Source organism: Streptomyces sp. NBC_01142, from assembly GCF_026341125.1.
Taxonomy (GTDB): domain Bacteria; phylum Actinomycetota; class Actinomycetes; order Streptomycetales; family Streptomycetaceae; genus Streptomyces.
The window spans coordinates 3,210,244-3,222,733 of record NZ_JAPEOR010000001.1 but is presented as its reverse complement, the minus strand read 5'-3'; the positions used below and the strand labels follow the sequence as shown (position 1 = coordinate 3,222,733).

General features: G+C 67.8%; 9 protein-coding genes. 7 read left to right on the top strand and 2 right to left on the bottom strand.

All coding sequences use genetic code 11. The features are described 5' to 3' along the window. Positions 1-489: 489 nt before the first annotated feature. The 4 genes from OG883_RS14420 (at position 490) to OG883_RS14405 (ending at position 4,599) form a co-directional block, all read left to right on the top strand. The gene (locus OG883_RS14420) at positions 490-1,113 is read left to right on the top strand and encodes a DoxX family membrane protein (protein WP_266540029.1); all 624 of its coding nucleotides are present in this window, start codon (positions 490-492) and stop codon (positions 1,111-1,113) included. 83 nt (positions 1,114-1,196) lie between these two features. Continuing rightward, a complete protein-coding gene (locus OG883_RS14415) occupies positions 1,197-1,391 on the top strand; it encodes a glyceraldehyde 3-phosphate dehydrogenase NAD-binding domain-containing protein (protein ID WP_266540027.1) in 195 nt (64 codons plus the stop codon). Between the two features lie 41 nt (positions 1,392-1,432). Continuing rightward, the gene (locus OG883_RS14410) at positions 1,433-2,191 is read left to right on the top strand and encodes an HAD family phosphatase (protein ID WP_266541536.1); all 759 of its coding nucleotides are present in this window, start codon (positions 1,433-1,435) and stop codon (positions 2,189-2,191) included. A gap of 2 nt (positions 2,192-2,193) precedes the next feature. Further along, positions 2,194-4,599 carry a glycoside hydrolase family 65 protein gene (locus tag OG883_RS14405; RefSeq protein ID WP_266540025.1) on the top strand — a complete coding sequence of 802 codons (2,406 nt, stop codon included), beginning with the start codon at positions 2,194-2,196 and terminating at the stop codon, positions 4,597-4,599. A gap of 256 nt (positions 4,600-4,855) precedes the next feature. Here OG883_RS14405 and OG883_RS47005 read toward each other — a convergent pair whose 3' ends face one another. Beyond that, positions 4,856-5,239: a universal stress protein gene (locus OG883_RS47005; protein WP_353963133.1), complete on the bottom strand. Its 384-nt coding sequence runs from the start codon at positions 5,237-5,239 to the stop codon at positions 4,856-4,858. 183 nt (positions 5,240-5,422) lie between these two features. Between OG883_RS47005 and OG883_RS14400 the strand changes: the two genes are divergently transcribed. Continuing rightward, positions 5,423-6,322, top strand: coding sequence for a universal stress protein (locus OG883_RS14400; RefSeq protein ID WP_266540022.1), 900 nt, complete (start codon positions 5,423-5,425; stop codon positions 6,320-6,322). Positions 6,323-6,470: 148 nt separating this feature from the next. Next, positions 6,471-7,166 carry a response regulator transcription factor gene (locus tag OG883_RS14395; protein WP_266540020.1) on the top strand — a complete coding sequence of 232 codons (696 nt, stop codon included), beginning with the start codon at positions 6,471-6,473 and terminating at the stop codon, positions 7,164-7,166. Positions 7,167-7,357: 191 nt separating this feature from the next. Here the strand turns inward: OG883_RS14395 and OG883_RS14390 are convergent, their stop codons facing one another. Then, on the bottom strand, positions 7,358-9,085 hold the full coding sequence (locus OG883_RS14390) for a GAF domain-containing protein (RefSeq protein WP_266540018.1): 1,728 nt from the start codon (positions 9,083-9,085) through the stop codon (positions 7,358-7,360). A 737-nt stretch (positions 9,086-9,822) separates the two neighbouring features. Here OG883_RS14390 and mgtA point away from each other — a divergent pair. Then, complete coding sequence (gene mgtA / locus OG883_RS14385; RefSeq protein WP_266540016.1) at positions 9,823-12,483, top strand: magnesium-translocating P-type ATPase; 2,661 nt, start codon at positions 9,823-9,825, stop codon at positions 12,481-12,483. Positions 12,484-12,490: the final 7 nt, after the last annotated feature.

The window sequence follows — 12,490 nt, the reverse complement described above, 5'->3', positions numbered from 1 at the left end:
CCGACCACCGCCGAGCCGGGAACGATCCCTGCACCGCGCTCGGGCCCTACGCAGTCGGGGTTACGACCGGCGTCTCCCCTCGTCGGGCGAACGTCGGCCGCACGTGGGGGAGCACCACCAGCTCGCGGGCGATGGCCTGCGCCCAGGAGCGGACCCGCTCACGGTCACGGAAATCCCCGCCTCGCCGGTCGGCCGCTTCTCCCGAGTCGCGGTCGTATGCAAGTGATCGCGCAAGTCCGCCCAAACCGGCCGTGACTGGCCACCGCGCCCGCCGCTCCATACAGATTTCGCGACGCATCTCAGGCGTCCTGCCCGGAGCTGACAGCCGGGATCGCAACGGCCGAGCCGGATCGCCCCAACAGGTCTGCCGCCACAGTGCCGTTCGGCCGTGCGGCAGGGCCGTTCGGCCGCAGCGTACTCACCGGCCCCACCGGGAGATTGAGCACGCACACCGCTCATCGCGCTCACTCGTGAAAGGTACTGACAGGCATGGTCGTTCACCTTCCTCCGCGTCGGCACACCGGTATCCGTATTCCGTCGTGGCATCGAGCCGGGACGACCCGAACCGGCGACGGCGCGCAGCCCCGGTCCGTGACCGACGCCCTTGCCCGCGCTGCCGCCGCCGCCCGCGTTCTGATCGGTTTCGTGTTCCTCTGGGCGTTCTTCGACAAGGCCTTCGGATGGGGCTACGCCACACCCTCCGCCCGAGCCTGGATCAACGGCGGCTCGCCGACGAAGGGATTCCTCGGCGGAGTCGCCGTCGGACCGCTGGAGTCGACCTTCCATTCCTGGGCCGGCGACACCTGGGCCAACTGGCTGTTCATGCTGGGTCTGCTGGGCATCGGGGCCGCTCTCGTGTCCGGCATCGCACTACGGCTCGCCGCTGCCGCAGGCACCGTGATGATGGCGCTGATGTGGGCGGCGGAATGGCCGCCGGCCAAGCGCCTCTCCGACGGAGCCCCCAGCATGTCGTCGAACCCGGTCATCGACTACCACGTCATGTACGCGGTGATCCTGATCGTTCTCGCCGTCGCCGCCGCGGGCCGTACCTGGGGGCTCGGCAAGGTCTGGCAGGAACTCCCGTTCGTACGCCGCAACTGCTGGCTGCTCTGACCGTCGATCGGGGTAGCGCGACGCGCTACCCCGGGTGTCCGCGCCGTCGGGACTCGCCCACGGCTGAAGAGAGGGGATCGCACATGACCGTACGCATAGGAATCAACGAGTTAGGCCAGGTCGGCCGCACCTATCTGCGCGCCGCGCCGGACAAGGCCGACGCCGACGCCTCACCGATCGAGGTCGTTGCCATCAACGACCTCGCATCACCCGAAGCACTGGCTCATCTGTTCGCAAATGACTGCACGCACGGGCGCCTGGGCGCTGAACGACTGTGACCGCGTCCGCCCGGCGCCACGGAACCGCCCGCAGCGGCCTTGTGCTCGAGCTGCGGGCCATCGAGGCCGTGGTCCTCGACACCGACGGGGTGATCACCGACTCCGCCCAGGTCCACGCGGCCGCCTGGAAGACAGCCTTCGACGCCTGTCTGCGTGACCACCCGCCCGAAGACGGTCGACAACGCGTGCCGTTCGACCTCCAGCGGGACTATCTGCGCTATGTCGACGGCAAGTCCCGGCTGGACGGCGCCACGTCCTTCTTGATGAACCGCGGGGTGCCGGTGCCGACGGGCACCCCCGGGGACCCGCCGGGGACCGGCACGGTCGTCGCAGTGGCGGCCCGGAAAGAACAGCTCTACAGCGAACGGCTGCGCGGCCCGGGCATCGACGCCTACCCGGGGTCCGTGCGTCTGCTGCACGCCCTGCACAACGAGGGCATACCGCTCGCGGCTGCCTCCGCATCCCACCACGCCCGTGAGCTCCTCACTCGCGCCGGGGTCCTGGGCCTCTTCGCCGAGCTCGTGGACGGCGAAGAGGCCGCTCGCCTGCGCCTGCCCGGTAAACCGGACCCGGCTCTGTTCGTGGAGGCCGCCCGCAGGCTGAACGTCCCGGTCGCCCGCACCGCGGTCGTCGAGGACGCCTTGGCAGGCGTCCAGGCAGGCCGACGTGGCGGATTCGGCCTGGTCATCGGGGTAGACCGCGCCGCCGGACCCGACACCGCGGCTGACCTGCTGCGGCACGGCGCGGACTTGGTGGTGCGCGACCTCGCCGAACTGCTCTCGCCCGGAACCGAGGACTGACCATGCGGGACTGGACCTGGGAGTACGACGGCTACGACCCCGCCGAGGAACGCCTCAGAGAGTCGCTCTGCGCTCTCGGCAACGGCTACTTCGCCACCCGCGGCGCCACTCCGGAATGCCCGGCGGACACCGCGCACTACCCAGGCACCTACGCCGCGGGCTGCTACAACCGGCTGACATCAACGGTGGCCGGACGGCAGATCGAGAACGAGGACATGGTCAACCTGCCCAACTGGCTGCCCCTGCGATTCCGCATCCGCGACGACGGTGACGACAGCGCCGCTACGAATGGCTGGTTCACCCCGGACAGCACCGCGCTGGTGGACCACCATCAAACGCTCGACCTGCGCACCGGCACGCTGGCACGCACCGCGACGTACGAAGATCCGCGGGGGCGTCGGCTGTCCGTACGCCAGCTGCGTTTTGTTCATATGGCAGACCCCCATCTGGCAGCCCTGCGAACGGAGTTCACCGCGCAGGGGTGGACCGGTGAGATCGAGGTCGAGTCGGCTATAGACGGGATGGTCACCAACAACGGTGTCGCCCGCTACCGGCAATTGGACGGCCACCATCTGTCCGGCATCAGCCGGGGCAACTCCGGGGCCGACACCGTGTGGCTGGCCTGCCGAACCAGCACCTCAGACATCCATATCGCGATGGCGGCCCGCATCACCGTCGAAGGGCCTATGCGCCCCGTGCCCACCGACCACGAGCCGGCGCGTGCCGCACAGGTACTCCGCCTGACGCTCACGGCCGATCGCTCAGTGACGGCCGACAAGACGGTTGCCCTGCACACGTCGCGGGATCCGGCGATCAGTGACCCGCTGGGGGCCGCAGTAGACCGGGTAAATACCGCGCCCCGTTTCCATGAGCTGCTGCTCTCGCATCAAGCGGCATGGCAGCAGCTGTGGCAGAGGGCCGACATTCAGGTACCCGGTGAGGCTGGCCGCATTCTGCGGCTCCATCTCTTCCACGTGCTGCAGACGCTCTCGCCGCACACCGCAGACCTTGATGTGGGTGTCCCGGCCCGAGGCCTGAACGGCGAGGCCTACCGGGGCCATGTCTTCTGGGACGAACTGTTCGTCCTTCCCTATCTGAACCTGCACTTCCCCGAGGTGTCCCGGGCCCTGCTCACCTACCGCCACCGGCGACTCGGCCAGGCCTGCCACGGGGCTCGCGAGGCGGGACGAGCAGGCGCCATGTATCCCTGGCAGAGCGGCAGCGACGGCCGTGAGGAGACCCAGGAACTGCACCTCAACCCCCGCTCCGGGCGCTGGCTGCCCGATCATTCGCGGCTCCAGCACCATGTCGGATCCGCCGTCGCATACAACGTGTGGCAGTACTGCAGGGCGAGCGGTGACACCCAGTTCCTGCACACCAAGGGAGCCGAGATGCTGCTGCAGATCTCACGCTTCTGGTCGGATGCCGCCACCTACGATGCGGCCCTGGGCCGCTACCGGATCCGCGCAGTGGTGGGACCCGATGAGTACCACGACGCCTATCCCGGCGCTGCCACACCGGGCCTGGACGACAACGCCTACACCAATGTCACCGCCGCCTGGGTACTCGCCCGCACCCTCGACGTCCTGGAGTCGCTGCCGGAACCGCGCCGTCGCGAGCTGTCCGAGCGCGCCGGTCTGGAGGCCCGGGAGCTTGCCCGCTGGGAGGATATCTCCCGCCTGCTCCACGTGCCCTTCCACGACGGTGTCATCAGCCAGTTCGAGGGGTACGGCAACCTCAAGGAACTCGCCTGGGACGCCTACCGGGTCCGCTACGGGGATATCCGCCGGCTCGACCGGATCCTGGAGGCCGAAGGCGACACGGTCAACGGATACCGGGCATCCAAACAGGCCGACGTGCTCATGCTCGGCTACCTCTTCCCGCCGGGCGAACTCCGCTCCCTCTTCAACCGGCTGGGACACGACATGGACGACGCCCTGTGGCAGCGCACCGTCGACTACTACTTGCGCCGTACCAGCCACGGCTCCACCCTGAGCGGGCTCGTCCACGGATGGGTCCTGGCCCGGGTCCGACCCGAGCAGGCCTGGGCGTACTGCAAGGAAGCCCTCGAAGGAGACATCGCCGACCTCCAGGGCGGAACCACGGGCGAAGGAATCCACCTCGGAGCCATGGCCGGTACCCTCGACCTGGTGCAACGCGGCCTGTCCGGACTGCGGACACTCGACGACGCGCTTGGGCTGGACCCCGTCCCCCTGCCGGAACTCTCCACCTACGGCTTCGCCCTCCGTTACCGAGGGCACCTGGGCGTGCACTTCCGGATGCGCCCCGGACAGCTCGAGATCACGGTCCCTGACTCGGACCTGTCTCCGATCGACATCGAGCTCACCGACCGTTCGATCTCGGTGAAGCCCGGAGAGACGTACCGTCTGCCTCTCCCGGGACACTGACTTTGGACACGCTATAAGGGCACGACAGCGAAGGGACACCTTCCGTGGCGCACAACATCGACGACCGGGCCGAGTGCCGTGCTCCGCCGACCCACCACGAGCAGTTCCGTGCGCATCGACTCCCGGACCAAGGCTGCTCGTCCTCCCAGGTCGCCCGGTCCGCTTCCGGGACCGCGAACGGCATCCAGCCGTCGGCCGGACAGGGCAGCTCCCAGGCGTGCACCGCACGCACGCGGGCCGACCGGCGCCGAGCCGCTTAGAACGCGAAACAGACCGCCACATCCGCCGGGTCGCGAGCATCGACGCCCAGTGCGACCCCGTCGGGGCGGACATCGGCGCCTCGATATTGCCGCGAACCACAGGGACCAGTCTCCGCGGTCAGTGCCGGAACGGGACAGCCTGTCAGCCGTACGGCCTCGACCCGCAGTCGGGGACACCGGCAGGTGATCGCGGCGGCGGGACACCCGGGCAGCGCCTCGGGGCGATACGGCCAGAGGTCCGCAAGGTCGGCCCTGGACCACGGGGAAACATGGACGACCCGCAACGGCAGCCGGCGAAGAGAAGCTTCCCGAGCCGTCCAGTCCGCGGCCCCAGCGCTGCATGACGATCCGTCAACTCCAACAACCACTCTGCGCGCCATGACGGTCCACCTTCCGTCGGCCGGAGAGCAGGGCCTCCACCCGATTCCACCGTCGGTGGCGAGCGTGCCCCTCGAGAGTGGCCTTTCGGACCGCAGAGGGGGCCTGGCGGCCCCTGCCCCATCTACTCGGCGCGGGTGAAGCTGTTGCCAGGAACACAACAGACCAAGCAGGAGGTACCACTCATGGCTCGTGCCGTGGTAGTCGGGATCGACGGCTCTCCCGAGAGCCTGGCTGCCGCGCGCTGGGCAGCCACAGAGTCCGTGCTCCGCAGCGTTCCGCTCCACCTCGTGCACGCCTGGGAATGGTCTCCCGCCCCCTCGGCTTCCCTCCCGACCAGTGAGACTCAGCGTCATTGGGCCGGTCGCATCCTGCGTACGGCCGTGGAACAGCTCCGTAGCAGCCACCCTGGGCTTCGGCCGACCCGCGAGCAGATATCGGACTCGCCCGTCGCCTCGCTCCTGGCAGCGGCCGAGAACGCCGAGGTACTCGTCCTCGGCTCCCGCGGCCTGAGCGCAATGGCCGGATTCGTGACCGGCTCCGTAGCACTCAGAGTGGTCGCCCATGCTCCGCGGCCGGTCGTACTCGTACGATCCGAGAGGCATACCGGGGCACACTCATCTCGCGACGTACTCCGGCCGACCGGCGCTCCCCACAGCTCCGACGTTGTGGCCGGCATCGACCTCACCCATTCCTGCAACGAGGTGATCGAATTCGCCTTCGAAGCGGCCCTCGTACGCGGCGTGGGCCTGCACGTCGTACACGGCTACACCTTGCCGTCGTCGTACGCGATCGCCGCCGGTGGGGGCACGCTCATCGACGATTCCGGGCTGGTCAGGGAACGTGAGTACGCGCTGAGCACGGTCCTGGAGCCGTGGCGCGAAAAGAGCCCTGACGTTGCCGTCCGTGCCAGCAGCGTCTCGGGGCAGGCCGTCGCCCACCTGGTCGAAGCGGCTGCCGATGCGCCGATGCTGGTCATCGGCCGACGCGAGCAAACATCCCCCCTCGGAATGCATCTGGGGTCGGTGGCTCACGGCGTGATTCATCACGCAGCCTGCCCGGTGGCCGTCGTGCCCCACGCCTGAGACAAGCCCCGGTCCAGGTGACCGCCCGTCGGGTGGGGCGACCGTGGCGAGATACGCGGCGCCCATCCGGCCCTGGCGCGGCCCCATGGCGACGGACTAAGGATGGAACCACAGGGCAAGGTGCTCGTGACAGTGTGGAGGACAAGCAATGACCGAGGACCTGGAAACTTCACCGCGGAAGCCGATTCGCGTATTCCTGCTCGACGACCACGAGATCGTGCGGCGCGGGGTGAGCGACCTGCTCGACGCGGAGCCCGATATCGAAGTCGTCGGTGAGGCGGGGACAACAGAACAGGCTCTTGCCAGAGGGCCGGCGCTGCGTCCTGACGTCGCAGTGCTGGATGTGCGGCTGCCGGACGGCGACGGCATCACGGTCTGCCGAGAACTGCGGTCGAGGATGCCGGACCTGGCATGTCTGATGCTGACCTCTTTCGACGACGACGACGCACTCCTCGACGCGATCATGGCGGGGGCCGCAGGCTATGTGCTGAAGGAGATCAAAGGGTCTGCGCTTGTTGCCGCGGTCCGCACCGTCTCCTCCGGCCAGTCGATGCTCGACCCAGCGACCACGACCCGTCTGATGAGTAGCCTCCGCGGCGACTCTCCGCAGAACACCGAAGCAGGCGCACTGTCGGGGCTCTCCGCCCGCGAACGGGAGATCCTCGATCTCATCGGAGAGGGACTGACCAACTCCCAGATCGGCAAACGGCTTTACCTCGCGGAGAAGACGGTCAAGAACAACGTCTCCCGCCTACTCGCCAAGCTGGGCGTCGAGCGACGCATCCAGGCTGCGGTCATGGTCACCCAGGCCGCTCCGCAGGACCCCGTTCGGCGTGACCGCTGAAGCGGAGCACACTCGTCAGTCCGGGAGAGAGCCTTCACCCGGGGACGCCCGGTACCTGCCACGTCAGACGCGTACCGCCGTGCGGGGAGGTGTCGACGGTCCATCGGGCGCCGAGCCCGGCCTATGACGGGCGGAGACTGGGCGCTCACGGGGTACCGTGCACTACTTCGCGCCGCGCTGTCCGGGGCGGGTCACTCGTCGGCCGAAAGGGGAACGCTCCAGTCCACGACACTGCCAGTGGGCTGATTGGGCGCAAGGACCAGAGCTCCTCCGAGTTCCTCGGCGCGGGTGTGGAGGTTGGCCAGGCCGCTGCGGTGGGCGCGCGCGGGGGCAGTACCCCGGCCGTTGTCGGTCACCCGCAGCGTAAGGCGCGTCGAGGTTACCTGGGCGGTGATCTCCACCTCGGTGGCGTCGGCGTGCCGGGCGGCGTTTGCGAGGGCTTCGCGGAGCACTGCAAGAAGGTGGTCTGTCATGGCTTGTGGGACCAGGGTGTCCAGCAGCCCGGTCATGCGCAGCGCAGGTGCGAATCCCAACGCCTCAGATGCCCGGTTCGATTCGGCCACCAGGCGGGAGCGCAGCCCGGTGTCCTCGGGGCGACCGCGCTGTTGCAATCCGTAAATGGTGGAGCGGATGACCTTGATGGTGTCGTCGAGGTCATCCACGACTCGTGCTATACGCTCGGCGGCCTGCGGTCGGTCGGCGACCTGGGCGAGGGTGGACTGCAGGCTCAGACCGCTGGCGAACAGGCGCTGAATGGCCAGGTCGTGCAGATCGCGGGCGATGCGGTCACGGTCGGTCAGAACGAGGAGGCGTTCGGCGTCGTGCCGATGTCCGGCGATCTCCAGGGCAAGAGCAGCATGGTTGGCGAATCCGGCGATCATGGCCACGACCGCGTCGGAGAACGCGGGACGGCCGCAGTGGCGGGCGACTTGCAGGACACCGCGCACATGTTCGGGCGTACCGAGGGGGACCAGGAAGACCGGTCCCAGGGTCGTGGAAGCGGTGTCCCGTTCGGCGCGGGGGTCGGCGTTCCAGTCCTGGGTGGTGATCGTCTCGCCTGAGCCGTAGACCTTCCCGGCCAAGGTGGTGTGCGACAACACCAGTCCAAGGGCACGATTCGCGTCCGTTCCGGCGGCGGCCTCGATCACCAGATTGCCGGTGCGAGGAACGGGCACGGCGAGGGTGACCACGTCGGCGTCGGCCATCTCGAGGACGGTGGCGGTGAAGTTCCTCAGTACCTCGGCGGGTTCAATGCCGGACAGCAGGGCACGGGTCAGTTCGCCGCTGGCCATCAGCCAGCGTTCCCGACGCTGGACGGCGTCGTACAGCCGAGCATTGTCGATTGCCACCCCGGCTGCCACGGCCAGCGTGACCAGCACCGCTTCGTCATCGGCGCCGAACTCGGCCCCGCCCCGCTTCTCGGTCAGGTACAAGTTGCCGAACACCTTCTCACGCACCCGGACGGGGGCACCGAGGAAGGTCCGCATCGGTGGATGGCCGGCCGGGAAGCCGGAGGCATCGGGCTGCTCGCCCAGGTCGACCAGCCGCAGCGAGTGCGGTTCACGGATCAGGAGCCCCAGGATGCCCCGGCCCTGCGGATAGGGCCCGATCTGCTCGATGGTCTCGTCGTCCATGCCGACCGTGATGAACTGGCTGAGCCCATTTTCCTCACCAATCACGCCCAGGGCCCCGTACCGAGCATCGACCAGGTCGGCTGCGGACTGCACTATCTGCTGCAGTACAACACCAAGGTCCAGGTCGCTGCCGACGGCCAGAACCGCCTCCAGCAGCGGATCTACGCGATCCCGGGGCGAGCGCGCAAGGACTGCCTGCGACTGCGGGTCGTTCAGCAGCTCGTCCAGCCGCAGCCGCGATGCCGCCGCCCCGGTATCCCCCTCGGTATCCGTGTCCTCGCCCACTTCGGCTCCCTAAGGCCGTCGGCACATTGCCTTTGACTCCTCCAGCCTGCCCCGGACGGATCGGTCTGCACGCATCCACGCGTACCAAGACGAATCCATGCCGTCAAAGAACCCGCGTCCACGAAGCCGTCCAGCATGCTGCGGGGCACGAACCCATCGGCCCTGCGACGCTCGATGACGCCCACCACGATCTGGATGATGCTGCCGGGGATGCCGGCGAAGAGGCCATCGAGTCGCTCTGACAGGGCCGGTGGGCCCCTTGGAGAGGCCGTTCGGCCCTCGCCCCTGAACCCGAATGCGGCACAGGCTGAGATGGCGGGCACCACGCCCATGAGCCCTCACCCACTGCAGTGATGGCGCATGGCGACTGCCGAGGATCAACACCATAGGGCAGGAGTTCGTGTCCATGATCGTCACGCTGTACGGGCGGCAAGCGGCCCGGTGTGCGCCTTGGCACCGAGTTCTCCACACCGGTCCGTGCGGGCATTGCCCGCTCCACACAGGGTCGGTACTCGCCTGTAGGCTGCATAGTGAGGCCCCAGCCCCCGGCAGCAGATCAGTCACTCTGCACCGAGGAGGCGAGTGATGCGTGAAGGGGCCGGCGGTACAGGCGAAGCTGTCCATCGGGCGGACGCAGCCCGTGCATTCTGCGTCACACGCCGATCGCTTCTCCTCGGCATCAACCCCTTACGCGCCTATTGCGTGACCGGGAAAAGTGCCGACAGTGGTCGATTGTGGTGAGCTCCTCCCCCACAACGACGCAGACTACCGGCGTCCACGACATCAGCTCGTCGGCTTGCCTGCCGGTCCACGAGGTCCTGCGCGAGCTGGTGTCGACCAGGGAAGGCCTCTCGGCGGAAGCAGCTGCTGAGCGGATGCGGCAATGGGGACCGAATGCGGTCGCCTCGCACAAGGCCCGGGTACTGCCCGTGCTGTGGCGGCAGATGCGATCACCGCTGCTGGGCCTCCTGTTCGCTGCCGCGACCATCTCGTATGTCGTCGGCCGCCACAGCGATGCGGTGATCATCGGTGTGATCTTGACACTGTCGGTCGGGCTCGGCTTCGTGAACGAGTACCGCGCGGAGAAAGCCGCCGAAGCCCTCCACGGACAGATCAGCCATCAGGCCGTGGTGATACGCAGCGGACGCGTTACCGCGGTGGAGGTCACGGCCCTGGTGCCTGGCGACGTGGTGGAACTCAGGCTGGGCGACATCGTGCCTGCCGATCTGCGTCTGCTGGAGGTAACCGGTCTGGAATGCGGTGAGTCAGTACTGACCGGCGAGTCACTGCCCGTCCCCAAGGACACCGCTGCCGTCTCTGTCGGCGTGGCATTGGCCGAGCTCTCCTGCTGCGCGCTGATGGGCACGGTGGTGCACGCCGGAAGCGCCCGGGCTGTAGTGGTCGCCACCGGTACGGCGACCGAGTTCGGGAAGATCGCGGCCGGACTGAGCGGTCATCAGTTGGAGACCGAGTTCCAACGGGGGCTGCGCCGGTTCTCCATGCTGCTCGTGTACGTGGCCGGCACGCTGACCACGTCGATCTTCGTGATCAACGTAGTGCTGCACAAGCCGCTCATCGACTCACTGCTGTTCTCGCTGGCCATCGCTGTCGGAATCACTCCCCAGCTACTGCCTGCGGTGGTCTCCACCAGTCTGGCCGCCGGCTCGCGGCGGATGAGCCGCCAGAAAGTGCTGGTCAAGCGACTGGTGTGCATCGAGGATCTGGGCGATGTCGATGTGCTGTTCACCGACAAAACTGGCACGCTGACGCAGGGCCGCATCGAATTCAAGAGGGCCCTGCCCGCGGGCCGCCAGAGCCCGGAGCAGGTACTGAAGTGGGGACTGCTGTGCACCGACGTCGATGCTGACGGCAGCCAGATCCTGGGCGGCAATCCGCTGGACACCGCACTGCGGGAGGCCGCCAGCGCGCAGCCGGAAGACGCGGACGCGAACGTGTACCAGCGAGTCGGCATGCTGCCGTTCGATCACGAGCGGCGCATGTTCTCCACCGTGGTCCGCGACCCGATGGGTGGGACTGTCCTGGTCACCAAGGGGGCTCCGGAGAGCGTCCTGGAGCGCTGCGAGAACGTACCCGAGCAGGCTCGCACGCTGCTGGCTACGGAGTTCGCCGCCGGCAACCGTGTGATCGCTGTGGCCACCCGATCCGCCCCAGGACTGGTCCGGCCCGCCGCTGCCGACGAACACGGCCTGGAACTGGCCGGGCTGCTGGTCTTCCTCGATCCGCCCAAACCCGACGCCGCAGCGGCGCTGCTCCGGTTGGCCGGGCTCGGTGTCACAGTCAAAATCGTCACTGGAGACAACCCGGCCGTCGCCGTCAGGGTCTGTCATGACCTCGGTCTCACCAGCTCTGGCACGATTACCGGTACCGACCTCGACGCCATGGACGATGCCCGGCTCAGAGCGGCGATCGCACACACCACGGTATTCGCCCGCGTCAGTCCGCAACACAAGGCCCGCATCGTGCGTGTCCAGCGCACCACCGGTCACGACGTCGCTTTCCTCGGCGACGGTGTCAACGACGCGCTCGCACTGCACGCAGCTGACGTGGGTATTTCCGTCGACTCGGCCACCGACGTCGCCAAAGACGCGGCTGACGTCATCCTGCTCGAAAAGGATCTTGATGTCCTCGCGGACGGAGTCGTCGGCGGCCGTCGGATCTTCGCCAACACCATCAAGTACGTACTCATGGGAACGTCCAGCAACTTCGGCAACATGTTCAGCGCCGCCGGAGCCTCGCTGTTCCTCGGCTTCCTGCCGATGCTGCCTTCACAGATCCTGCTCAACAACCTGCTCTATGACACCAGCCAGCTCGCCATTCCCACCGATCGTGTCGACGAGGCGCAATTGCGCCGTCCTTCGCATTGGGACATCAGATTCATCCGCCGTTTCATGATCTTCTTCGGTCCGCTCAGTTCGGTGTTCGACTTCGCGACATTCGGCGTCATGCTGTGGGTCTTCCATTCCGGACCCGCCCAGTTCCGGACCGGGTGGTTCGTCGAGTCTCTCGCCACCCAGACCCTGGTGATCTTCGCCATCCGCACCCGCCGTATCCCGTTCTGGCGAAGTCACCCCAGCCTCCCGTTGACCCTGGCCGCCCTCGGAGTTGTCAGCGTAGGAGTCCTTCTGCCCGCTACACCGCTGGCCGCCAGGCTCGGGTTCCAACCGCTTCCGCTTGGCTTCTTCGTCGCGCTTGTCGCCATGGTGATCTGCTACCTCGCCCTGATCGAGGTAGGTAAGCGGATCTTCTACCGCTGGCGGCCGACGCCAATTGCCGAGCCGCGGGGCGCGGTAGGCCACCGCCGTCTCCTGCGTCGTCGTGCTGCCCGGTTCAGCACTGCTCTCCGCCCTGACCACCGACCCCGCCCCGTTGGGAGATGAGCCGAGC

Excerpts from the sequence above, each read along its gene's own strand:
- OG883_RS14420 (WP_266540029.1), top strand. The coding sequence starts at position 490 with ATGGTCGTTCACCTTCCTCCGCGTCGGCACACCGGTATCCGTATTCCG.
- OG883_RS14415 (WP_266540027.1), top strand. The coding sequence starts at position 1,197 with ATGACCGTACGCATAGGAATCAACGAGTTAGGCCAGGTCGGCCGCACC.
- OG883_RS14405 (WP_266540025.1), top strand. The coding sequence starts at position 2,194 with ATGCGGGACTGGACCTGGGAGTACGACGGCTACGACCCCGCCGAGGAA.
- OG883_RS47005 (WP_353963133.1), bottom strand. The coding sequence starts at position 5,239 with ATGGCGCGCAGAGTGGTTGTTGGAGTTGACGGATCGTCATGCAGCGCT.
- OG883_RS14400 (WP_266540022.1), top strand. The coding sequence starts at position 5,423 with ATGGCTCGTGCCGTGGTAGTCGGGATCGACGGCTCTCCCGAGAGCCTG.
- OG883_RS14395 (WP_266540020.1), top strand. The coding sequence starts at position 6,471 with ATGACCGAGGACCTGGAAACTTCACCGCGGAAGCCGATTCGCGTATTC.